23 protein-coding genes are annotated in these 22264 nt (G+C 42.3%); 18 read left to right on the forward strand and 5 right to left on the reverse strand.

Annotation, left to right across the window (positions count from 1 at the left end):
• Positions 1-148: 148 nt before the first annotated feature.
• Positions 149-1156: a tryptophan--tRNA ligase gene (trpS, locus tag ACIPK1_RS15230; RefSeq protein ID WP_005236112.1), complete on the reverse strand. Its 1008-nt coding sequence runs from the start codon at positions 1154-1156 to the stop codon at positions 149-151.
• A 267-nt stretch (positions 1157-1423) separates the two neighbouring features.
• Between trpS and ACIPK1_RS15235 the strand changes: the two genes are divergently transcribed.
• From ACIPK1_RS15235 to cbpB, 8 genes are all read left to right on the forward strand, one after another.
• Positions 1424-2161, forward strand: coding sequence for an amino acid ABC transporter ATP-binding protein (locus ACIPK1_RS15235; RefSeq protein ID WP_008381909.1), 738 nt, complete (start codon positions 1424-1426; stop codon positions 2159-2161).
• Positions 2162-2179: 18 nt separating this feature from the next.
• Positions 2180-2989 (forward strand): transporter substrate-binding domain-containing protein, encoded by an 810-nt coding sequence (locus ACIPK1_RS15240; protein ID WP_008381907.1) that lies wholly within the window; start codon positions 2180-2182, stop codon positions 2987-2989.
• A gap of 11 nt (positions 2990-3000) precedes the next feature.
• Positions 3001-3648, forward strand: a complete 648-nt coding sequence (locus ACIPK1_RS15245) for an amino acid ABC transporter permease (RefSeq protein WP_005226186.1) — start codon at positions 3001-3003, stop codon at positions 3646-3648.
• A gap of 17 nt (positions 3649-3665) precedes the next feature.
• A complete protein-coding gene (locus tag ACIPK1_RS15250) occupies positions 3666-4322 on the forward strand; it encodes an amino acid ABC transporter permease (RefSeq protein WP_005236107.1) in 657 nt (218 codons plus the stop codon).
• Positions 4323-4552: 230 nt separating this feature from the next.
• Positions 4553-5368: a glutamate racemase gene (gene racE / locus ACIPK1_RS15255; RefSeq protein ID WP_008381904.1), complete on the forward strand. Its 816-nt coding sequence runs from the start codon at positions 4553-4555 to the stop codon at positions 5366-5368.
• The gene (gene rph, locus ACIPK1_RS15260) at positions 5369-6721 is read left to right on the forward strand and encodes a ribonuclease PH (RefSeq protein ID WP_400451274.1); all 1353 of its coding nucleotides are present in this window, start codon (positions 5369-5371) and stop codon (positions 6719-6721) included.
• Positions 6718-7230 (forward strand): metallophosphoesterase, encoded by a 513-nt coding sequence (locus tag ACIPK1_RS15265; RefSeq protein WP_005236103.1) that lies wholly within the window; start codon positions 6718-6720, stop codon positions 7228-7230. Before rph ends, ACIPK1_RS15265 begins: the two co-directional genes overlap by 4 nt.
• Before the next feature lie 109 nt (positions 7231-7339).
• A complete protein-coding gene (cbpB, locus tag ACIPK1_RS15270) occupies positions 7340-7843 on the forward strand; it encodes a cyclic-di-AMP-binding protein CbpB (protein WP_086372877.1) in 504 nt (167 codons plus the stop codon).
• A 34-nt stretch (positions 7844-7877) separates the two neighbouring features.
• Here the strand turns inward: cbpB and ACIPK1_RS15275 are convergent, their stop codons facing one another.
• Both ACIPK1_RS15275 and fabI read right to left on the reverse strand, forming a co-directional pair.
• Positions 7878-8795 carry a mechanosensitive ion channel family protein gene (locus ACIPK1_RS15275; protein ID WP_400451275.1) on the reverse strand — a complete coding sequence of 306 codons (918 nt, stop codon included), beginning with the start codon at positions 8793-8795 and terminating at the stop codon, positions 7878-7880.
• 147 nt (positions 8796-8942) lie between these two features.
• Positions 8943-9698 carry an enoyl-ACP reductase FabI gene (gene fabI, locus ACIPK1_RS15280; protein WP_005236100.1) on the reverse strand — a complete coding sequence of 252 codons (756 nt, stop codon included), beginning with the start codon at positions 9696-9698 and terminating at the stop codon, positions 8943-8945.
• Positions 9699-9904: 206 nt separating this feature from the next.
• Here fabI and fabZ point away from each other — a divergent pair, with 206 nt between their 5' ends.
• Positions 9905-10345 carry a 3-hydroxyacyl-ACP dehydratase FabZ gene (fabZ, locus tag ACIPK1_RS15285; protein ID WP_005226178.1) on the forward strand — a complete coding sequence of 147 codons (441 nt, stop codon included), beginning with the start codon at positions 9905-9907 and terminating at the stop codon, positions 10343-10345.
• A 51-nt stretch (positions 10346-10396) separates the two neighbouring features.
• Here fabZ and ACIPK1_RS15290 read toward each other — a convergent pair whose 3' ends face one another.
• The gene (locus ACIPK1_RS15290; RefSeq protein ID WP_008381897.1) at positions 10397-11146 is read right to left on the reverse strand and encodes a peptidylprolyl isomerase; all 750 of its coding nucleotides are present in this window, start codon (positions 11144-11146) and stop codon (positions 10397-10399) included.
• Positions 11147-11328: 182 nt separating this feature from the next.
• Here ACIPK1_RS15290 and ACIPK1_RS15295 point away from each other — a divergent pair, with 182 nt between their 5' ends.
• Together ACIPK1_RS15295 and ACIPK1_RS15300 are read left to right on the forward strand one after the other, a co-directional pair.
• Positions 11329-12420 carry a DUF871 domain-containing protein gene (locus ACIPK1_RS15295; protein WP_005236098.1) on the forward strand — a complete coding sequence of 364 codons (1092 nt, stop codon included), beginning with the start codon at positions 11329-11331 and terminating at the stop codon, positions 12418-12420.
• Positions 12421-12597: 177 nt separating this feature from the next.
• Positions 12598-13548: an alpha/beta hydrolase gene (locus ACIPK1_RS15300; protein ID WP_086372939.1), complete on the forward strand. Its 951-nt coding sequence runs from the start codon at positions 12598-12600 to the stop codon at positions 13546-13548.
• A gap of 50 nt (positions 13549-13598) precedes the next feature.
• Here the strand turns inward: ACIPK1_RS15300 and gap are convergent, their stop codons facing one another.
• On the reverse strand, positions 13599-14609 hold the full coding sequence (gene gap, locus ACIPK1_RS15305; RefSeq protein WP_034872607.1) for a type I glyceraldehyde-3-phosphate dehydrogenase: 1011 nt from the start codon (positions 14607-14609) through the stop codon (positions 13599-13601).
• Positions 14610-14858: 249 nt separating this feature from the next.
• Between gap and obgE the strand changes: the two genes are divergently transcribed.
• From obgE to ACIPK1_RS15340, 7 genes are all read left to right on the forward strand, one after another.
• The gene (gene obgE, locus ACIPK1_RS15310; RefSeq protein ID WP_042890376.1) at positions 14859-16172 is read left to right on the forward strand and encodes a GTPase ObgE; all 1314 of its coding nucleotides are present in this window, start codon (positions 14859-14861) and stop codon (positions 16170-16172) included.
• A 180-nt stretch (positions 16173-16352) separates the two neighbouring features.
• A complete protein-coding gene (locus tag ACIPK1_RS15315) occupies positions 16353-16928 on the forward strand; it encodes a DUF456 domain-containing protein (RefSeq protein ID WP_005236092.1) in 576 nt (191 codons plus the stop codon).
• 72 nt (positions 16929-17000) lie between these two features.
• Entirely contained in the window at positions 17001-17957 is a 957-nt protein-coding gene (gene rnz / locus ACIPK1_RS15320; RefSeq protein WP_042890375.1) for a ribonuclease Z, read from the forward strand.
• Positions 17941-18729 (forward strand): SDR family oxidoreductase, encoded by a 789-nt coding sequence (locus tag ACIPK1_RS15325; protein WP_016612306.1) that lies wholly within the window; start codon positions 17941-17943, stop codon positions 18727-18729. The genes rnz and ACIPK1_RS15325 overlap by 17 nt, the downstream gene beginning before the upstream one ends.
• Positions 18730-18741: 12 nt before the next feature.
• Entirely contained in the window at positions 18742-19179 is a 438-nt protein-coding gene (locus ACIPK1_RS15330; protein ID WP_400451276.1) for a lipopolysaccharide assembly protein LapA domain-containing protein, read from the forward strand.
• A gap of 147 nt (positions 19180-19326) precedes the next feature.
• Positions 19327-21627 carry a single-stranded-DNA-specific exonuclease RecJ gene (gene recJ, locus ACIPK1_RS15335; protein WP_400451277.1) on the forward strand — a complete coding sequence of 767 codons (2301 nt, stop codon included), beginning with the start codon at positions 19327-19329 and terminating at the stop codon, positions 21625-21627.
• A gap of 11 nt (positions 21628-21638) precedes the next feature.
• A complete protein-coding gene (locus ACIPK1_RS15340; protein ID WP_005226167.1) occupies positions 21639-22151 on the forward strand; it encodes an adenine phosphoribosyltransferase in 513 nt (170 codons plus the stop codon).
• The last annotated feature ends 113 nt before the right edge of the window (positions 22152-22264 follow it).

Consider the following 22264-nt stretch of genomic DNA (forward strand, 5'->3'; position numbering starts at 1 on the left):
GAAACAGCATCAAATCAAAATACACAAAGTGTCAGTCTGGGGAGGAAGTGTTCTCGTGAAATCTAACACAGAGTTTGTACATAGGTTTTGCATGAAAGAATTCATTCCGATTTGTAAACAAAAAAACAAGCCGTAAAGGCTTGTTTTTTTAAGCAAAGTAATTGATGCCCATTGCATTTTTGACTTCAGCTAACGTCTGAGCGGCAACTTGTTCAGCTTTTTCACTACCAAGTTTTAGTAAGTTCATCACTTCACCGGGATCTTTTGCAAAAGCTTCACGGCGTTCACGAATCGGTGCAAATTCGGCTTCTAGAACATCGATCAAATAGCGTTTGATTTTGACATCGCCTAATCCACCACGGGTGTAATGTTCTTTTAATTCAGCAATTTTTTCTTTTTCGGTACCAAATACATCAAGATAAGTGAAGACCATATTGCCTTCAACTTGTCCGGGGTCGTTGACATGAATGTGATTTGGGTCCGTGTACATGCTCATCACTTTCTTTTGTAATACATCGGCTGGATCAGCTAAGTAAATGCCGTTGTTCAATGATTTGCTCATTTTCCCGTTCCCATCGATCCCCGCTAAACGTCCCATGCCTTTTGGCGGTAAAACCGCTTTTGGTTCGACTAATACTTCACTATACGTAGAATTAAAACTATGCACGATTTCTTGCGTTTGTTCCAGCATTGGTTTTTGATCTTCGCCGACTGGGACTAAATTTGCTTTAAAAGCGGTGATATCCGCTGCTTGAGAGACAGGATAGATGAAGAAACCAGAAGGAACGCCTTCACCAAATTTTTTTTGTTCAATTTCGGCTTTAACGGTTGGATTGCGTCGTACTCGAGCAACACTGACTAGATTGAGATAATACATCGTCAATTCAGAGAGCTGAGGGATTTGCGATTGAATAAACATCGTTGTTTTTGCTGGATCCAATCCAACGGCTAAATAATCCAAAGCAACTTCTAAAATATTCGCTGAGACCTTCTCAGGTGTTTTCGCATTATCTGTTAGTGCCTGCATGTCAGCGACCATGATATAAAGCTGATTTTCAGGGTCAGCTTGCATTTCGACCCGTTTTTTTAAAGACCCCACATAATGGCCAAGATGCAATTTGCCAGTTGGGCGGTCGCCAGTTAAAATCGTATTCACTTTTTTTCCACCTTTTCCTTTGTTATATGGTTTATCTTACCTTTTTTTAGCAAAAGAAACAACCGGTTCTCCTTGTGATCTGATGGGGTGAGAAAAATTTTCATGGACAAAAACCTCACATCAAAGTAAAATAGCACTTGTCTTTTCAGAAATAAGGGGGGAACATTGGAAAAGAACCTTTACAAATGAAAAAAGATTGAGCTATAATATGAATCAAATCTTTCCAATTACTCATTTAATTTTAAAAAAAGCTAGGAGTGTGAATCAATGGCAATGATCGAATTTAAGAACGTAGAGAAATATTACGGAAAGTTCCATGCATTAAAAAACATCAACCTTGAATTTGAAAAAGGTGAGGTCGTTGTTGTTATCGGGCCTTCAGGATCTGGTAAAAGTACAATGCTCCGTACGATTAATGGTCTAGAAACCATTTCAGGTGGTCAATTATTGGTCAATGGTAAGAACTTGTTTGACAAAGATGTCAAAATGACAGAAATTAGAAAAAACATCGGCATGGTGTTTCAACATTTCAACTTGTATCCAAATAAAACCGTGTTAGAAAATATTACGTTGGCACCGATTAAAGTATTAAAACAAAATGAGCAAGAAGCCATCAATTTGGCGGAAAAACTTCTTGATCGGGTAGGGATGTTAGATAAAAAAGATTCCTATCCTTCCATGTTATCCGGCGGACAACAGCAGCGGGTCGCAATTGCCAGAGGGCTTGCGATGAAACCAGAGATGCTGCTTTTTGATGAGCCAACGTCAGCATTGGATCCAGAAATGATTGGTGATGTATTGGATGTCATGAAAAAAATTGCCAGTGAAGGTATGTCCATGATCGTTGTTACCCATGAAATGAGCTTTGCCCGTGAAGTAGCAGATCGAATCGTCTTTATGGCGGAAGGACAAGTCTTAGAAGACCGGCGCGATGTCGATGGATTCTTTGATGCACCAAGAGACGAACGTGCAAAACAATTCTTGAGTAAAGTCACAAATCATTAAGCAATAGGAGGAACCCTTATGAGAAAGAAAATATTTTCCTTTCTAGTCTTAGCCTTTGCCCTTGTGACTTTCTCAGGTTGTAAAGGACAAAGTGCCGCAGATATCGATATTTTAGAAAACAGCAAAGAGACGAATCAGATCGTTTGGGGCGTAAAAAACGATACCCGTCTTTTTGGATTGATGGATATCGCGACTAGAGAAGTACGGGGATTCGATATTGATATCGCTCGTGCAATCACTGAGAAAATTTTAGGTCGTGATGGCAATGCCATCTTTGTTGAAGTTACCTCAAAAACCCGGATTCCTCTTTTGAAAAACGGCAACATCGATGCAATCATCGCCACGATGACTATCACAGAAGAACGTAAAAAACAGGTCGATTTTTCCGATGTCTACTTTGATGCAGGTCAATCTTTATTAGTTGCCAAAGACAGTCCTATTCAAGGGATCGAAGATTTGACCGCAGACACCACTGTATTGGTCGTTAAAGGCTCTACCTCAGCTGTGAACATCCGTGAAGCAGCACCAGAAGCGCAAATTTTAGAACTTGAGAATTATGCGGAAGCCTTTACTGCTTTACAATCTGGTCAAGGGGATGCTATGACCACGGATAATGCGATCTTATTAGGGATGGCGAGTGAAAATCCCAATTACCATTTAGTTGGCGAAACTTTTACAGAAGAACCTTATGGGATTGCCATCAATAAAGGACAAAAGCCGTTTCTTGATGCAGTGAATCAAGCCTTGCGGGAAATGCGTGAAGATGGAACCTATGATGAGATATACAACAAGTGGTTCCCTGAAGACGAATCAGGAAAAGTAGAGTAGGAGGAAACTGAATGGTTGAATTATTTCAAACGTATACCGGTCAGTTTATTGAAGGCTTTAAATACACAGTCATGGCGAGTTTGATCGCACTGTTTTTTAGTCTTTTGATCGGAACCTTAATGGCAATTTTTCAGTTGTCAGACAATCGCCTCATCAAAGGGATTGCCAAAGCGTATGTTGAGTTTTTTAGAAATATTCCCTTATTGATCATCGTGATGTTCTTTTATGTCGTTGTGCCAATGTATTGGGTTTCTTTTGACGGTTTTCAAGCGGGAACGATTGGCTTAACGATCTATACATCGGCATTTATCGCTGAGACGATCCGGTCAGGGATTCAAACGGTTCCTAAAGGCCAGATGGAAGCTTCCTTGTCTTCTGGTTTTACGTACAGCCAAGCGATGCGTTACATTATTTTGCCTCAGGCTTTTAAGATCGTCGTACCGCCGTTAGGCAATCAATTTATCAATCTTGTTAAAAACTCATCAATTTTGGCGATGGTCGCAGGATTAGATATTATGTATCAAGGGGATTTGATCGCAAGTGAGACCTTCAATACATTCGATACGTATATCATTGTTGGTCTTTTCTATTTGATCATTACCCTACCATTGTCTTATTTGATGGTTTACTTGGAACGGCGTTGGGCTGTCCGCTCATAGAAAGGAGCTAACGAACTATGGATTTTTTTGAAGCTTTTTCAGCGATTAACATTCGCTTCTTGATCGATGGCTTGCGGGTAACAGTTGAAGTGTCGATCCTATCGATTTTATTTAGCTTTATTATCGGAGGGATCGCCGGCATTTTGCGCTTCAGCTCGATCCCGGTCTTTTCTAAAGTATTAGGTGTCGTGATCGATGTTATTCGTAACTTGCCTTTGCTCTTGATCATCTTTTTCACTTACTTTGCATTGCCGCAGATCGGTATCCGCTTTAATATTTTTTGGTCAGCGGTTGTGGCGTTGACGATTTTTGAATCAGCGATGCTCTCTGAAATCTTTCGTGCTGGTTTGAATGCTGTGCCAAAAGGGCAGATGGAAGCTGGTTTGTCAACAGGGCTAAGCTATGTCGAAGTATTGCGGAGTATCGTCGTGCCACAGGCATTTAAAGCGATGTTGCCAGCGATCGTCAGTCAGTTGATCTCTTTGATCAAAGATACGTCATTAGCCGTGATTATTTCTTTACCAGAGCTGACTCATCATGCTCGAATCATTTATGGTCAAAATACAAACTATGTTTTGCCTATGTTTTTGGCAATGACTGTTTTATACTTTTTGGTTTGTTATGCATTGTCATTGCTTTCTGGCTTTTTGGAAAAACGTCAGTACGATTACTAAAAAGAATAATCGACAAAAACATCCCCACGATCGGTCTTTTACCCATGCAAGTGCAACTTGTGGGTTGTGAGCCAATCGTTGGGGCTTTTTTCTTTTTGACCGTTTCGTATTTTTTGGGAAAGCTTTTTTAGCAAACGAAAGGAATACTTGAAAAATAGACAAAAAAAGTCCAAAATGAATAAGAGAGAAAAACGCACCAAACTCTTTTTTTCATGTAAAGGATGGAAACTATGACAAACAACAGACCAATTGGTTTTATCGATTCTGGTGTTGGTGGGTTGACGGTCGTCAAAGAAGCAATCAAGCAATTACCCAACGAATCGATTCTTTATCTGGGAGATACAGCCAGATGCCCGTATGGTCCGAGACCTGCTGAGCAAGTTATCGCGTATACGTGGCAAATGACCCGTTTTTTATTAGAAAAAAACATTAAAATGTTGGTAATCGCTTGTAATACAGCGACAGCGGTCGCCCTTGAAGAAATCAAAGAAAAACTAGCGATCCCGGTGATTGGCGTGATCCTGCCCGGTAGTCGAGCAGCAGTCAAAGCAAGCAAAAACCAGCGAATCGGTGTCATCGGAACAAATGGAACGATCAAAAGCGACTCTTACAAGCGCGCTCTTCATGGCAAAGCGCCCCATGCGTCAGTCGTCAGTTTGGCTTGCCCAAAGTTTGTGCCGATCGTAGAAAGCAAACAATACCATAGCTCGGTCGCCAAGAAAATCGTGGCAGAAACGTTGCGTCCATTGAAAAACAAGCGGTTAGATACAGTGATTCTGGGCTGTACTCATTATCCTTTATTGCGCCCTTTGATCCAAAATGAATTAGGCGCCCATATCCAGCTGATTGATTCAGGGGCAGAAACGGTGGGGGAAGTCAGTACCTTGTTGGACTATTTTTCCATTGCAGCAACGAGTCAGGACGATCCGCATCCGCAACATGCATTTTTTACTACTGGTTCACCGAAAATATTTGATGAGATTGCCAATGATTGGCTTGATTTAGACACGATCTCATCGATTCACACTGATTTAGGAGGCTTTTAAATGCGACATGATGGCAGAAAAGAAACAATGTTAAGACCAGTCAACATTCAAACCAACGTCTACAAACACCCCGAAGGATCGGTTGTGATCTCTTTTGGTGACACAACCGTGATTTGTTCGGCAACGATTGAAGATCGAGTCCCTCCGTTTTTACGAGATACGGGAAAAGGCTGGGTCACAGCCGAATACAGTATGCTCCCACGAGCGACCAACACTCGTAATCGTCGAGAAAGTGCCAAAGGCAAGCTTTCTGGTCGTACGATGGAGATCCAACGGCTGATCGCTCGTTCCTTACGAGCCGTAGTCGATTTAGAAAAATTAGGGGAACGTAGTATCGTCGTCGATTGTGATGTCGTCCAAGCGGATGGCGGAACCAGAACAGCCAGTATTACCGGCGCTTTTGTCGCGTTGCGTTTAGCTATCGATACCTTGTTGCGTGACAAAGCATTGACGGAAGATCCAATCAAGGAGCATTTGGCAGCAATTAGTGTCGGGATCTTACCAGATGGTACCTGTGTGACTGATCTCGATTATCAAGAAGATTCTTCAGCTGCTGTTGACATGAATTTGGTGATGACGGAATCTGGTCGATTTGTCGAATTGCAAGGAACTGGGGAAGAAGCAACCTTTGATGGCCCGCAGTTGAATGAGATGCTGATCTACGGAAAAACAGCTATCGAAGAATTGATTGCCTATCAAAAAGAGGCACTGTTTTTACCAGATGAACCCCCTTATGAGATTCCCGAAAAAACGATTGTCATTGCTACAGGCAATCCAGGAAAAGCCAAGGAGTTTAAAGCCGTATTTGGCGCAGCAGGTTACGATGTCCGCACCTTAAAAGACTATCCTTCCTTGCCAGATGTTGAAGAAACCGGCACCACCTTTGAAGAAAATGCCCGCCTTAAAGCGGAAACCATCGCCAGAATTTTGGGAAGACCGGTGTTAGCTGATGACTCAGGACTGAAAGTCGATGCATTAGGGGGTCGACCAGGGGTGTACTCTGCTCGATTTGCTGGTGAGCAAAAAAGTGACGCTGCCAATAATGCAAAATTACTTTATGAATTGACGGATGTCGAAGATGACAAGCGCAGTGCTCAATTTCACTGTACGTTAGTTTTCGCAGCGCCAGGAAAAGAGAGTTTGGTGGTTGAAGCTCAATGGCCGGGAAGAATCGGCCGTATCCCCCGTGGAGAAAATGGGTTCGGTTACGATCCATTGTTTATTCCTGATGGTTCAGAGCAAAGCGCAGCCCAAATGAGACAAGAAGAAAAGAACCGAGTCAGCCACCGTGGTCTAGCAATCAAAAAGCTGCAGGAACAGTGGCAGGAGTGGTTAGAAGGAGAAAATGTATGAAATATTTAGTTGTCAGTGACAATCATTCAGATCGTGAGATTCTTGTTGATCTTAAAAATGAATTCGAAAATCAAGTCGATTTATTCCTGCACTGTGGGGACTCCGAACTACCTGACACAGACCCTTTGTGGGATACTTTTCAAGTCGTTTGCGGCAATTGCGATTATGGCGGTGGTTTTCCCAATGAGCGTATCATCAAAACGCCGCTGGACACCATCTATATGACTCATGGCCATTTGGCAGATGTCCGTTTTGGTGTAACGAAATTAGGGCTACAAGCGCAACAAGCCGATGCCTCGATCGCACTGTTTGGTCACACGCATCAAATTGCTTGTGAGAAAGTTGGGAATCGGCTTTTCTTGAATCCCGGCAGTATTTCCCAACCGAGAGGGCAAATTCAAATCAAAAGCTTTGCGATTATCGAAAGTACGCCAGAACAATGGGCAATCCAATACTATGATCGTTCCTTTCATAAAGTCCCTGAGCTAGCTTTTGTTTTCACACGCTAAGTAAGCGGAATCAAAAAGTAAAAATTTCATTATAATTTTGCAGGTTTCTACTTTCTATTCTCATTTTCAAGTAAAATAGAAGAGTAGCTGTGAAATGGAGGCAATTAGATTGATAGGACAGACCGTAGAAAAAATATTACTCGAGAACCAAGAAAATTTCTTGGTGCCAGCAGAAAATGTGGCATCGGTATTTTATAACCACCCTTTGAGTCACGCATTGCTTGTTTTATCAAAAGTGGGCTATTCAAAGATCCCTGTACTAGATAGTGAGGACCATTTAGTCGGCTTAATCAGCCTCTCAAACATCGTAGAACGCATGATGGATCTCACTGGCTTCAGTATGGAAAATATTGAAGGGCTGACTGTGGCAGATGTCATGGAAGTCAATGTGAATTGCATCAAAGAAAACGATGAGTTGGAAAATATGCTGCATTTGTTAGTAGATCAAGCATTCTTGCCGATCGTTGATGATGACAATGTCTTTGTTGGGATTATCACCCGCAAAGAGATTTTAAAATCCGTCAATCATTTGGCGCACGAAATTGAAAGACGCTATTTGCTGATTTCTAAAGAAGATGCCCCAAAGATGACAGATGAACTGCATGTGGTATAGAAAAAAGGTTATCCCAGTTTCGGGATAACCTTTTTTAAATACCGACGATCGGCGCATTGGGGATCGTATAGCCTTTGGCAGTTAAAGAATCGATCGATGCGGCCAAAAATTCCTCTTTGATTTTCCATTGCGTACCGTTGGTCACATACATGGTCGTACGAATTGCAAAGTTGTTGTTCCCTAAATCCACTAAACCGAAGACCGTAGGGGCCGTTTGAATCTCTTCTTCATGCTGCTGAGCAATCTGTTCATTGACTTCTTCAATGATGGCACGTATTTCATCTAAGCCTTCAGATGGTAAGATACGTACGTCTACCACGACTTGCATATTGGCTCTTGATGTATTACTGATGGTCGTGATGTTACGATTTGGGATATAATGAACGGTTCCATCAACGGATTTTAATTGAACAGTCCGAATACCGACTGCCGTCACCGTACCTTCAAGCGTCAGATTGGTCAAGCGGACGTAATCACCAACATTGATTTGTTGCTCGGTAATAATAAAGAAGCCAGTAATCAAGTCGTTCATAAAACCTTGGGCGCCTAAACCAAGTGCGACACCGACGACTCCGGCACCTGCTAATAGAGAGCCTACAGGAACGCCGATGGTTGAAAGGAGTGCATAGACAAAAAAGAAGCCTAATGTGTAATGAACCGTATTGCGGATCAAGGTATGGATCGTGTTGATTCGACTCACATTGAAACTGGCTTTTTTTTCATAGGAACGATAGATCCGATCGATGATCATATTGCTTATTTTCAATAAAATACCGAATAGGATACATAAAAAAAGCAACATCAATGCTTTTTGAATCAGTAGGCCAATGATCGATTCCCAGTCGATGGACGCCCACCATTTTTGCAATGCATTGAGCTGAGCAGCTGCTGGTTCGGTAATGCTGGAACCACTTGAATCGGTCGTGCTAGCTGCGAGTAGCAGTTGTTTCATAAAATCCCTCCAAGTCTTACTGCATCTATTTTAACGAAGATAAAATAGAAATGCAAAGGAGGTTTTCTGAAATACCTGTTTTTTTCAGAAAAAGCCTGCTCAGCCAACGGGTAGGCAAATAGCAGACTTTTCTATGACAATTATTGATTAAGATAAATGAACGCCTTTATCAACAAAAATCACTTCGCCGATAATCCCGCTTGATAAAGGACTGATCAAGAAGGCACAAGCATTGCCGACTTCTTCGATCGTTACACCAATATGATCTGGTGTTCGATCCTCTGACAATTGGATCAGTTTTTGATAGTCTTTTACACCAGTTACTGCCAGCGTCTTGATGGCGCCAGCTGAAATCGCATTGACACGGATCTTTTGCGGTGAAAGTTCGGCAGCTAAATAGCGAACACTTGATTCCAAAGCAGCTTTCGCAATACCCATCATGTTGTAGTTTGGTACTGCCCGTTCGGCACCTAAGTAGGAAAGGGTAACGATTCCAGCATTTTCAGCTAAGATTGGTTTGGCATATTTAGTGACGGCAATCAATGAATAACTGCTGATGTCTTGCGCCAAAGCATAACCGTCACGAGAAATATTCAAAATGTCGCCAGAAAGATCTTCTTTATTAGCATAAGCGACGGCATGGACGACACCATGGATCTCTCCAGCATATTCTTTGATTGTATCAAAGGCGGCAGCAATGCTTTCGTCATTAGCGACGTCACACTCCACTACAAATTCATCAGATTCCAATAAGCGCTCTAAAGGCTTCTTCATGCGGTCGTTTTGATACGTGTAGATCACTTCGGCTCCTTGTGCTTTTAATGCTTGTGCACAGCCCCAAGCGATACTGCGTTTGTTGGCAACGCCCATGACGACAACTTTTTTACCGGTTAAAAAACTCATAATTCCACTCCTTAATAAATTCAACAATAATAAAATACGTATAATGACAAATAGTAAATCAAACTATCTTGATTTCTAATTATTAAGCATAATTGTTTGATTGTCAAACTATTTTTTTCTTAATAAATATTTAGTTGCGAATTCCGCTGAACTATGATACTTTGATAATCAAACTATAATAAATTCTTAAGCAAGGAAGGGAAACCATGAAAAAACTATTGACTGAAACAGAAGTCATGGATTTGATTCCAAATCGCTACCCAATTATATATATTGATTATGTCGATGAAATCGAGTCTGGCAAAAAGATTATCGCAACGAAAAATGTTACCATCAACGAAGACTTTTTCCAAGGTCATTTTCCGGGAAATCCAGTAATGCCAGGTGCCTTGATTTTAGAAACATTGGCACAAGCAGGATCGATCCTGATCTTGAAATCCGAGGAATTCCAAGGTAGAACGGCGTATATCGGCGGCATAAACAAAGCCAAATTCCGTCAAAAAGTTGTTCCGGGAGATACTATGAAACTTGTTTTTGAGATCACCAAAATCAAAGGCTCCGTTGGAACTGCTGATGCGGTAGCGACAGTGGATGGCAAAAAAGCTGCTGAGTGCGAATTTACCTTTATCGTAGGCGACCAAAAGTAAAAGAAAACCGCTGAAATTCCCGAGTATCGGAGACTTCAGCGGTTTTTTTATTTATTCTTTGGCTTCTTGTAAGACCTTGATCGTTTCGATCTTCACTGGCTCAACCGGTTGAGAATTCTCACCATTGCCAGAGTCTTGGGTTTCTGCTTGCGCAATTTTATCTACGACATCCATGCCTTCGATCACTTGACCAAAAACGGTATAGCTACCGTCCAATTGTGGTGTTCCACCATTTTTGTAGGCTTCGATGATTTTTTCAGGATAGTGTTGGATCGCTAGACCGTCGGATACGTCTTGATCATTTTGAACGATGTAGAATTGACTGCCTTGGCTGTTTGGCGCACTTGATTTTGCCATTGCCAATGCGCCTCGCAAGTGATAAAGCTGGTTCGAGTATTCTTCGCCGAATCCTTCGCCCCATATGCTTTCTCCGCCAGTGCCATCACCATTAGGGTCGCCCCCTTGGATCATAAACTCTTCTACGACACGATGGAAAGTCAAGCCGTCATAATAACCATCTTTGGCATGGGTCAAAAAGTTTTCGACTGCCTTGGGCGCAATCTCTGGGAAAAGTTTGATTTTGATCGAGCCTTCTTCCGTCACCATTTCAACTAAAGCTTCATTCTCTTGCACATCCGTTGATAATTGCGGCAATTCCAGGGCATTCAAGTCAACGGATTCTGAGGTCGACGTGCTTTCTGCCGAATTGCTTGATGAGGGATCGGTGGTACTTGAACCTGTACAAGCAGCTAATAATAAAAGGCTAGCAGCTGCTGTCAGTGTGAATAGGATTTTTTTCATTCTTTCATTCCTTCCAGTTTTCTTAATGATAATCATAACAAAAAAGAGACATAGAAGAAAGCGCAGATTTTGTGGAATGAGAAAGAAACAGGCGGAAAGGTGTAGACCACTTTTTAGATGTTTGCTATAATGAAAGAGGATTCATTATAATAAACGGATAGAATTTACAGGAGGTTTTTTTGATGGGAAAATTAGGGATATCGATTTATCCAGAGCGCTCAACGTTTGAAAAGGACAAAGCGTATTTAGACTTGGCACACAAATACGGCTTTAAACGGGTATTTACCAGTTTGCTACAAATCAACGATGACAAAGAAAAAGTCTTGGCAGACTTTAAACAAGTCGTGGATTATGCCAATCAGTTAGGAATGGAAGTCATGGTAGATATCAATCCTGGTTTATTCGAACAGCTAGGTATTTCTTATGATGATTTATCCTTCTTTGATGAGATGGGGGCTTACGGTGTTCGGTTAGATATTGGTTTTACTGGTTCAGAAGAAGCCAAAATGACGCGTAATCCTTACGGGATTAAAATCGAAATCAATATGAGCAGTGGTACGAGCTACGTGGATAACATCATGAGTTATTCGCCTAATACTGAAAATTTACTAGGCTCGCATAACTTCTATCCTCATCGCTATTCAGGGTTGGGCTACGACCATTTCGTTTTTTGTTCGGAAAAATTCCGCAAATACAATTTAAATACGATGGCTTTCGTGAATTCTCACGAAGCTGATTTCGGTCCATGGCCAACACAAGATGGTTTATGCTCTTTGGAAGATCATCGTGATCTGCCACTAGCTACGCAAGTCAAACATTTAGTGTTGACTGGCTTGATCGATGATATCTCTGTTGGAAATGCCTATGCTTCAGAAGCAGAATTGGCAGCAATGGCTGAAGCGTTTCACGCGGATTATCCGACATTAAGAGTCGATGTCGTTGACGGAATCACTGAAGATGAACGAATTTGTCTCTTCGATAATCTGCACAGCTATCGAGGAGATCGTTCGGAATACATCTTGCGTTCAACGATGACGCGGATCTATTATAAAGACAAGGAATTTCCGCCTCATGATACCCGTGATATGGTAAGAGGGGATGTCTTGATCGATAATGCTGGCTATGGACAATACAAAGGGGAGACGCAAATCGCCTTGAAAGCAATGAAAAATGATGGTCGAGTCAATGTCGTTGGTAAGATCGCTGATGAGGAACTATTCTTATTAGAATTTTTGAAACCTTGGTCAAGTTTTAAATTGGTCGAAAATAACTAATTACCACGAAAATCAACCATTGCCAACAAAGATTGTTGGCAATGGTTTTCTTTTTGGGCGCTTGCGATTGACAAACATGAGCAAAAAACGGTAATTTATGTAGTGGGTTCTTTCCTTGAGGAATGACGAAACCATAATAATATTATGTAAACTATATAACAAGAGGACGTGACAAGTGTGAAATTGCGCTGGAAGATTGCCATCGGAGTGGCTGTATTAGCAATTGCAGGATTAGGGTATGCAGGAAACTATTTTTACGATTATGCGGTGGTTCCTTCAGAAAAAGATTTTTTGGAAGGAGATACCCCTGGTACGGATGAAAATCAGACAGGAAATGAATCGCAAAATTGGTTTACAGATCCAGCAAATCGTGAGATGTGGCAGCTGACTTCTGAAGATGATTTAAAATTATCCGCCATTTATCTACCGGCGGAGGAGAAGAATCGAGGAAAAACGGCGATCATCGCGCATGGCTACATGGGGAATGCAGAAACGATGGCGGACTATGCTAAGATGTATCATGATTTAGGCTATAATGTCTTGGTTCCAGACGCTCGAGGGCATGGTCAAAGCGAAGGAGATTATATTGGTTTTGGGTGGCACGAACGTAAGGATTATCTGCAATGGATCGATGAAGTACTCGCAAAAAATGGTCCTGAAGAAACGATCACTTTGTATGGCATCAGTATGGGGGCTGCCACGGTAATGATGACCAGTGGGGAAGACTTGCCGAAAAATGTCACTTCTATCATTGAAGATTGTGGGTATACCAACGTCAATGAAGAATTGGGTTATCAACTCGATCAATTGTTTGGTCTACCGGCCTTTCCATTGATGAATGTCACTAGTCTTGTCACAAAAATCCGAGCGGGGTATTTCTTCGGTGAAGCAGATGCAGTCAAACAACTGCAAAAGAATACGCGTCCGATCTTTTTTATCCATGGCGATGCGGATACGTTTGTTCCTTATTCGATGCTGGATATTTTGTATAACGCGACCGATGCACCAAAAGAAAAGTGGGTTGTTTCAGGTGCCGAGCATGCGAAAAGCTATAAAACAGATCCAGACCTTTATAAAGAAAAAATTGCAGCTTTTTTGGACAAATACGATCACCCTGCAAATGAATAAAAAAGTGCCGGTTCTAAAAAAGAACCGGCATTTTTTGCTTGACCTTTGGCTTATAAACGAGCAAATTCTTCTAGCAAACGAATCATTTGGCATGTAAAGCCATATTCATTATCATACCAAGCGACGGTTTTCACCAGTTGGAAATCCCCAGCCGTGGTTACTTCTGTTTGTGTCGGATCAAAGATAGACCCTTGAGTGGTACCAATCACATCTCCAGAGACGATCTCACGGTCATCGTAACCGAATGACGGATTATCGACGGTGTGTTTTCTGATCGCTTCATTGACTTCATCGGCGGTTACTTTGGTTTTCAAAATTGAGACTAATTCTGTTAAAGAACCATCGACGACAGGAACCCGTTGGGCGTGGCCTTGTAATTTGCCATTTAATTCTGGAATAACTAGACCGATCGCTTTGGCAGCACCCGTCGAGTGAGGGATCGTGTTGTCTGCAGCGGACCGAGCGGCTCTTAAGTTTCCGCCTTTTACTGGACCATCCAATAGCATTTGGGTAGAAGTATAGGCATGTACCGTCGTCATCGTACCAACTTCGATCCCGAATTCCTCATTTAAGAAGTAGGCCATCGGAGCTAAGCAGTTGGTCGTACAAGAACCTGCGGATATGATAGTATCCTCTGTTGTTAACGTGTCGGAGTTGACATTGTAAACGATCGTTTTCATATTACCAGCTGGTGCGGAGATCACGACTCGTTTGACACCCGCATCAAGATGAGCTTGGGCTTTTTCTGCGGAAGTGTAAAAACCCGTGCATTCTAAAACGATATCGACGCCATTTTCTTTTGCCCAAGGGATTTTGCTTGCGTCTGGTTCAGCGTACACTCGGGTCTCTTTGCCATCGACAACGATAGCATTATCCGTTGCAGTAACAGTTCCAGGGTACGTGCCGTGGGTCGAGTCAAATTGCAATAAGTGTGCTAACATGACTGGACTCGTCAAATCATTGATTGCCACAACTTCAATATCAGCAGAAACTTCTCTGATCCTACGAAAAGCCAAACGTCCAATTCGTCCAAAACCATTGATTCCAACTTTTACTGTCATTTCTTGTTTCCTCCTTTGATTGTGTACTGGTACACTTAAAAGTTTGCTACGATTTCCTGTGACTGTCAAAGAATAACCCTTAAGAATTCGCGATTTCTTACGGAAACCCATGAGAAAAGATAGACAAAAGGCGTTTCGGTCGTTACAATAAAATAGACTTTCTTATTAGAGAAATAGTAACCACTTAAAGTGAGATAACTGATAATCAAAAAGTATAGAAGGTAGTAAAAAAAGAATGGAGGACAAATAATGTCCATGTTTTTAGATCAAGTGACAATCGATGTCAAAGCAGGAAAAGGCGGCGACGGGATGGTTGCTTTTCGCCGAGAGAAATATGTCCCAGACGGCGGACCCGCAGGTGGGGACGGGGGACGTGGCGGTGATGTCATTTTAGTCGTAGACGAAGGTTTGCGTACATTAATGGATTTCCGCTTTAATCGTCATTTTAAAGCGCAACCCGGGGAAAATGGCATGAGTAAAGGAATGCACGGCCGTGGCTCAGATGATACTTACATCAAAGTACCCCAAGGCACCACCGTTCGTGATGCTGAAACAGGTGCCTTATTAGGTGATTTGATTGAGCAAGGTCAAACATTAGTAATCGCAAAAGGCGGGCGGGGCGGCCGTGGGAACATTCGGTTTGCTTCTCCAAAAAATCCAGCCCCAGAATTAGCAGAGAACGGAGAACCCGGTCAAGAAAGAAAGATCGAGCTCGAACTAAAAGTCTTAGCAGATGTTGGTTTAGTTGGTTTCCCTTCAGTTGGGAAGTCAACATTACTCTCTGTGATTTCGTCTGCTCGTCCAAAAATCGGCGCGTATCATTTTACAACACTGGTACCAAATTTAGGCATGGTAACGACCACTGATGGTCGTAGTTTTGCAGTAGCCGATCTGCCTGGCTTGATCGAAGGTGCTTCGCAAGGTGTTGGTTTAGGGACTCAGTTTTTACGTCATATCGAACGGACGCGGGTCATTTTACATGTGATCGATATGAGCGGCATGGAAGGGCGCGATCCATATGAAGACTATTTATCCATCAACAATGAATTGTCGACCCATAACTTGCGCTTACTAGAGCGCCCACAGATCATCGTTGCCAATAAGATGGATATGCCGGATGCTGAAGAAAACCTAGCCCTTTTCAAAGAGCAGCTGGCAAAAGAAAAAACGGATGAGTTCGCGGATGAACCAATGATTTTCCCAATCTCTGGTGTCACTCGTAAGGGAATCGATGCCTTGCTGAATGCGACAGCGGATCTATTGGAAGTCACTCCTGAGTTCCTCTTGTACGATGAAGAAATCGAAGAAGATGTGGTTCATTACGGCTTCCAATCGGATGAACCGGAGTTTGCAATCGATCGCGATCCTGATGCAACTTGGATCTTGAGCGGTGAGAAAATCGAAAAACTATTCCAAATGACGAACTTTGATCACGATGAGACTGTGATGCGTTTTGCTCGTCAATTACGTGGATTGGGTGTCGATGAAGCATTGCGTGCGAGAGGTGCCAAAGACGGTGATATTGTGCGTATCGGTAATTTTGAATTTGAGTTTGTCGAATAAGCGTTTAAAAGAACATCATTTTTTTAAAAAAATCCTTCATAGTTGAATTGGTTTTGACTGCCGATCATTGATTTTCTCTAAGAAATCAATGATCAGCAGTCTTTTTGGTTTCTTTTTTCATTTAAATGATTTACTGTTAAAATAAAGAAAAGAACAAATAAACCAAAGGGAGCGATTTTTATGTCAAAACGAGTCATTGTAATGAACTTTGATGCTAGTGCCAAAGCGTATCAAGCCTTTTCTGAAGTGAAACGGATGCATATGGAACGAAAGATCAAAGGAGAGCAAATGGCGGTTCTTACCCACACCAATGAAGGCGTGCATCAATTTAAAGTCGAGGATTTTCTTGATTTTACTGGAAACAATAAGACATCAACTGGTGGTTTGATCGGGATGCTCGTTGGTGTGTTAGGTGGGCCTTTGGGAATCATGCTGGGCTGGTTTGGCGGTAGTATGATCGGTGCTACTCGTGACGCAAAAGAGATCCAAAATGCGCAAATGCTCTTCGAACACGTCGGAAACCAAATTGGTGTAGGCGATACGGGGTTATTATTGATTGCCGATGAAGAGGACAATCGTCCTTTGAACCAACTGATCATGAATGAATTAGGCGGTGACATCACTCGTTTTGACTACGATGATGTCGAGGCAGAGATCGAGACGGCCAAAAAAGTCGAAGAATCCACCAAGGCACGTGTTCAAGAGGATTGGAAAAATTCCCATAACGATGAATCCGATAGCCAATCCGAGAAATAAAAACCGCAAGCTTCAATTGCAACTTGATTTCTTTTCCGCTAAAATTGGAAAGAGATGAAAGGAAAGAAGCTTATGGAATTAGAATTTTTAGGAACAGGTGCTGGAGTGCCTGCGAAACATCGAAACGTGACCAGCACTGCGTTACGATTATTAGATGAACGCAATGCCGTTTGGCTTTTTGATTGTGGCGAAGGGACACAAATGCAGATCTTGCATTCTACGATTAGACCGAGAAAGATTGAAAAAATCTTTATTACCCATCTTCATGGTGATCATATTTATGGATTGCCAGGATTGATCAGCAGCCGCTCCTTTCAAGGCGGAGACACACCTCTAGAGATTTATGGACCCAAGGGGATCAAAACATACATTCAAACCGTTTTGCGGATTTCTCAGACGAAAGTCAGCTATCCATTGCATTTTTTTGAGATTGAAGAAGAAGGGATTCTTTTTAAAGATCAGCAATTTGAAGTATCTTGTCTGCGCCTTGATCACGGGATTGATAGTTTTGGCTATCGTATTGTCGAAGCAAGCCATCAAGGGGAGTTGCAAGTGAAAGCATTGCTTGAACTTGGGCTGAAACCTGGTCCTGTCTTCGGACGTTTGAAAAAAGGTGAAGTAGTTACCCTCGATGATGGTCGTCAAATCAATGGAGCTGATTTTTTAGGTCAAGCCAAAAAAGGACGGATCGTGACAATATTAGGTGACACCCGTAAATGTCAAAACGCCGTGCTTTTAGCGAAAGATGCGGATGTTTTGGTACATGAAAGTACCTTCAACAAAGAAGAAGCCAAGTTGGCTCGCGCTTATTTTCATTCGACGACGCGACAAGCTGCTGAAGTTGCCCAAGAAGCTCACGCCAAGCGTTTGCTATTGACCCATATCAGCGCGCGCTATGTTGGCAAAGATATTACAAATTTAGTAAATGAAGCAAAAGAAGTATTTCCGAATACGTTGATCGTCAAAGATTTTGATGTTGTCGAGATCCCTTTTGCCGGAGAGGAAGAATCAGATGAACTTGGAGAATAAAGTTGTCGTTGTAACAGGTGGTTCTGCCGGACTTGGAGAACAAATCTGTTATGAAGCCGCAAAACGTGGTGCGATCGTCGTGACTTGTGCCCGGAGGACGAATTTGATCGGAAAAGTCAAAGAACAATGTATGGAATTAAGCGGCAAAGAAGCGTATGCGTTTCAATTGGACGTAGCAAATCCTGAAAGCGTGGAGCGCTTATTAGAAAAAATCAGTGAGAAAGTCGGAAAGATCGATGTCTTTGTCAATAATGCTGGCTACGGGATCTTTCAAGAGTTTACAGAGATGGATCCTGCGGTCATCCGTAATATGTTTGAAGTCAATGTACTTGGGATGATGGTTTTGACTCAGCAAGTTGCGATTCAAATGGCTGAACAAAAGCATGGTCATATCATAAACGTTGCTTCAATTGCGGGTAAGATCGCTACGCCGAAGACCGCAGTTTACTCTGCAACGAAATTTGCTGTACTTGGTTTTTCTAACGCCTTACGTTTAGAACTAAAACCACTGGGGATCAACGTAACAACGGTCAACCCAGGGCCGATCGAAACGGCATTCTTTGACCAAGCAGATCCTAGCGGTAGTTACTTATCATCGGTGGGCAGCCTTGTCCTTGAACCAAACAAATTGGCACAAACGATCGTCAAAGCCATGATTCATCCAAAACGAGAAATCAATCGCCCACATATTTTAGGGGCGGCAGCAAAACTGTATACACTGTTTCCTGCAATCGGGGATTATATGGCAGGAACGATGTTCAACAAAAAATAGGAGTTGAAACCCATGAAAAATCAATGGCGTGTTATCGTTGGTATTTTACTGATTTTAGTGATCGTTTTATTTGCGGTTGCAAACAATATGACTGTTCCGATCAATTTTGGCTTCACAACGATTCAATCGCCACTGATCTTAGTCATTATTGGTTCTGCTTTGTTAGGCACATTGATTTTGTTGCTGGTTTCCACAAGTGCAATGTTCCGTCAAAAAAAAGAACTAAAACAATTGAGAAAAGAGCTCTCGGATTATCGCACGAATAACGAGAAAGTTCTGCAAGATGAACGAGAAGCCTTGGAACGAGAATATACCAACAAGCAGGCGGAGTTAGCAGCTAGGCAGCAACAACTCGACGATCAAGAAGCGCAACTTTCGTCACGTGCTGCAGGTGCCTCAACGCCGCCAACGATTGATGAAGAAATGAAGTCTTTTGAATCGCAAGCCTAGAATACATGAGAGCAATTAAGAAAAGAGTTTGCCGGCGCATCGTTCGCTGCAAGCTCTTTTTTGTGATATGAAAAAATAAATTGTTTCTTTCGTTGTTTTTCCTTTTTACATAAACTTTGCTATAATAACCTAGTTAGGAGTGATTTGGTGAAACGTGCAAATTTTCATTGGGTGCGACCGCAAGATAGCGAAGCTACCCCTGTATTTAAAGAATTGATCCAAGCAAGAAAGATTCCTGAGCGCATCGGCGCGTTGCTATGGCAAAGAAATATTCGAACAGCAGAAGCGCTAGACGCTTTTTTATCAACGGATCTGCAATACCTTCATGATCCGTTTCTCTTTCATGATATGGATAAGGCCGTGGAACGGATCCATGAAGCCATTTTAAATGGTGAGCGGATCTTGATTTATGGCGACTATGACGCAGATGGGATTACGAGCACCACCGTATTAAAAGAAACACTGGAGTTGCTAGGGGCTGAAGCTGAATATTATCTGCCCAATCGCTTTTCAGATGGGTATGGTCCCAACATAACTGTCTATCAAGATAAAATTGCGGCAGGGACTCAATTGATCATCACCGTTGATAATGGGGTATCTGGACATGAGGCAATTGCTTATGCTCAAGGGCAAGGGGTCGATGTGATCGTGACGGATCACCATGAACTTCCTGCAGAACTCCCACAAGCCTTTGCCATCGTTCATCCCCGTCACCCTGAAGGAAACTATCCGTTTGGTGATTTAGCGGGAGTCGGTGTCGCATTTAAAGTGGCTTGTGCCCTATTAGAAGAAGTGCCCGTCGAACTGCTGGACCTTGTTGCAATTGGGACGATTGCTGATATGGTTTCTTTGACAGATGAGAATCGACTACTAGTCAGCAATGGCCTGAAAATGATCCAACAAACTGATCGGCTTGGTTTGAATGAGTTGTTGACGGTCAGTGGATTGAAAAAACGAACAGTCAACGAAACCGATATTGGTTTTGCTGTTGGCCCCCGCCTCAATGCAATTGGTCGGTTGGAAGATCCTAATCCTGCTGTTCGTTTGTTAACCACATTTGATGAAGAAGAAGCAGTAACCTTAGCCAAGACATTAGATACGATCAATCAGCAGCGAAAAACTTTCGTTGAAGAAATCATGAAAGAAGCGCAAGAAAAAATCGACCCTGCCAATCATGTTCATCTGGTCGTAGGTGATAACTGGCACGAAGGGGTTTTAGGAATCGTAGCTGGACGTATCATGCAAAGTACCGGACAGCCCGTGATCGTTTTGACCAAAAAAGAAAATGGGTTAGCAAAAGGGTCAGGTAGAAGTGTCGCTGCGTTGAATCTATTTGAAATGTTGGCTACGATGAAAGACATGTTTACCAGTTTTGGTGGTCATCATGCGGCGGTCGGCTTAAGTATCCCGATTGATCATTTGGACATGCTACAAGCTCAGATGAATCGCTATGTGGAAGAAAATGGAATTGATCTTAGTCAGGGAATCCCCTTAGCGATCGATGAGGAACTGCCATTGGCGGAAGTATCGATCAACTTTATTGAGTCTTTAAACGTTTTAGCGCCTTTCGGAACGGACAATCCGTTACCGAAATTTCTGTTTTCCAATTTATCGACTCAAAATGCCCGCCAGATTGGTACCGAAAACCAGCACTTGAAGTTAGTGATGACAGATGAGTCCAATCTACAGCTAGATGTGATTGGCTTTGGTTTTGGAAAAGACTCAGTAGAGTTTGAAAATGATCGACTATCGATCGTTGGTCAGCTTTCAATCAATGAATGGAATGGCAACAAAAAACCGCAGCTGATGTTGGATGACTTTGCAGTGGAAGGGCTGCAGTTGTTTGATTATCGTTCGAAAAGGAGTCGGCAAGGTGTCTCTCTGGGAAATGAAACATTAGGGGTCGTTTTCAATAAGAAACTGCCTCGAGAGCTGCAAGGATTTTGTGGACAAACGATCTTATTCGACTCGGTGGCTGCTGTGAAAGATACATTTTGTGCTGGTCCGTTCCAAGAGATCGCGTTTTTAGATTGTCCTGCTGATTCTGCTGTGATCAAAGAGGTCGTTCAAGCGCTTCATGCTTCAAGAATTGCGTTTGTGTTTTACTCGACGGAAGATGCCTATTTAGACGGGGTAGGCACCAGAGAGCAATATGGTCGGCTTTTTCAATTGATCAAGCAGCAGCCTCGTTTGGATATTCGCTACAAATTAAAGATGGTCGCTGACTATCTAAAAATTCCAGAAAAATTACTTATTTTTATGATTCAGGTGTTTTCTGAGCTGGAATTTGTTACAATACAAGATGGTGTTTTGAATAAAACGGCTGATCCTGTTTCTCGTCCGCTGACAGAGAGTCATTTGTATCAGCAACGACAAAAAATGATCAAAACAGAAGAATTTTTATTAATGAGTGATTTATCAACCCTACGTCAGTGGTTGACAGTCTAGGAGGAAAAAAAATGGATTTAAAAGAGTATATTGCTAGTATTCCGGATTATCCCCAAGAGGGAATTATTTTTCGGGACATCTCGCCGCTAATGGCTGATGGAGAAGCGTATCGTTATGCGACACAGCAGATCGTTGAGTATGCACAAGAAAAAGGCATCGATATGGTGGTAGGACCAGAAGCCCGCGGATTTATCGTTGGTTGCCCAGTTGCGTACCAGTTAGGTGTCGGCTTTGCCCCAGTACGTAAAAAAGGCAAATTGCCACGGGAAACCATTGAAGCAGAGTATGAAAAAGAGTATGGCGTGGATGTTTTGACGTTGCATGCCGATGCTATTAAACCAGGACAACGTGTCTTGATTTGTGACGATCTACTAGCAACTGGCGGAACGATCAAAGCAACGATTGAACTCGTAGAAAAACTAGGCGGTATCGTTGTGGGCTGTGCCTTTTTGATCGAACTAATGGATTTACATGGAAGAGATAAAATCCAAGGTGTTGAAATCAAGACGTTAATGGAATACTAAAAAAGAAGAAACAAAAAAGGCTCTTTGTCAATAAGGACTGATGAGTTGTGCAAAATCAAATCTGGGTCAGAATGAACCTCATTCTGGCTCAGATTTTTTGTTATCTTACTTTG

The sequence above is a fragment of the Enterococcus sp. NPDC086594 genome, from assembly GCF_044746145.1.
GTDB classification, from domain to species: Bacteria; Bacillota; Bacilli; order Lactobacillales; family Enterococcaceae; genus Enterococcus_D; species Enterococcus_D entomosocium.

Bases quoted from the DNA above. Each gene is read 5' to 3' on its own strand.
- ACIPK1_RS15330 (WP_400451276.1), top strand. From the start codon at position 18,742: ATGAAAAATCAATGGCGTGTTATCGTTGGTATTTTACTGATTTTAGTG.
- ACIPK1_RS15295 (WP_005236098.1), top strand. From the start codon at position 11,329: ATGGGAAAATTAGGGATATCGATTTATCCAGAGCGCTCAACGTTTGAA.
- racE (WP_008381904.1), top strand. From the start codon at position 4,553: ATGACAAACAACAGACCAATTGGTTTTATCGATTCTGGTGTTGGTGGG.
- ACIPK1_RS15250 (WP_005236107.1), top strand. From the start codon at position 3,666: ATGGATTTTTTTGAAGCTTTTTCAGCGATTAACATTCGCTTCTTGATC.
- gap (WP_034872607.1), bottom strand. From the start codon at position 14,609: ATGACAGTAAAAGTTGGAATCAATGGTTTTGGACGAATTGGACGTTTG.
- ACIPK1_RS15290 (WP_008381897.1), bottom strand. From the start codon at position 11,146: ATGAAAAAAATCCTATTCACACTGACAGCAGCTGCTAGCCTTTTATTA.
- ACIPK1_RS15275 (WP_400451275.1), bottom strand. From the start codon at position 8,795: ATGAAACAACTGCTACTCGCAGCTAGCACGACCGATTCAAGTGGTTCC.
- ACIPK1_RS15325 (WP_016612306.1), top strand. From the start codon at position 17,941: ATGAACTTGGAGAATAAAGTTGTCGTTGTAACAGGTGGTTCTGCCGGA.
- rnz (WP_042890375.1), top strand. From the start codon at position 17,001: ATGGAATTAGAATTTTTAGGAACAGGTGCTGGAGTGCCTGCGAAACAT.
- obgE (WP_042890376.1), top strand. From the start codon at position 14,859: ATGTCCATGTTTTTAGATCAAGTGACAATCGATGTCAAAGCAGGAAAA.
- ACIPK1_RS15235 (WP_008381909.1), top strand. From the start codon at position 1,424: ATGGCAATGATCGAATTTAAGAACGTAGAGAAATATTACGGAAAGTTC.
- ACIPK1_RS15315 (WP_005236092.1), top strand. From the start codon at position 16,353: ATGTCAAAACGAGTCATTGTAATGAACTTTGATGCTAGTGCCAAAGCG.
- ACIPK1_RS15240 (WP_008381907.1), top strand. From the start codon at position 2,180: ATGAGAAAGAAAATATTTTCCTTTCTAGTCTTAGCCTTTGCCCTTGTG.
- ACIPK1_RS15265 (WP_005236103.1), top strand. From the start codon at position 6,718: ATGAAATATTTAGTTGTCAGTGACAATCATTCAGATCGTGAGATTCTT.
- ACIPK1_RS15340 (WP_005226167.1), top strand. From the start codon at position 21,639: ATGGATTTAAAAGAGTATATTGCTAGTATTCCGGATTATCCCCAAGAG.
- fabZ (WP_005226178.1), top strand. From the start codon at position 9,905: ATGAAAAAACTATTGACTGAAACAGAAGTCATGGATTTGATTCCAAAT.
- ACIPK1_RS15245 (WP_005226186.1), top strand. From the start codon at position 3,001: ATGGTTGAATTATTTCAAACGTATACCGGTCAGTTTATTGAAGGCTTT.
- rph (WP_400451274.1), top strand. From the start codon at position 5,369: ATGCGACATGATGGCAGAAAAGAAACAATGTTAAGACCAGTCAACATT.
- fabI (WP_005236100.1), bottom strand. From the start codon at position 9,698: ATGAGTTTTTTAACCGGTAAAAAAGTTGTCGTCATGGGCGTTGCCAAC.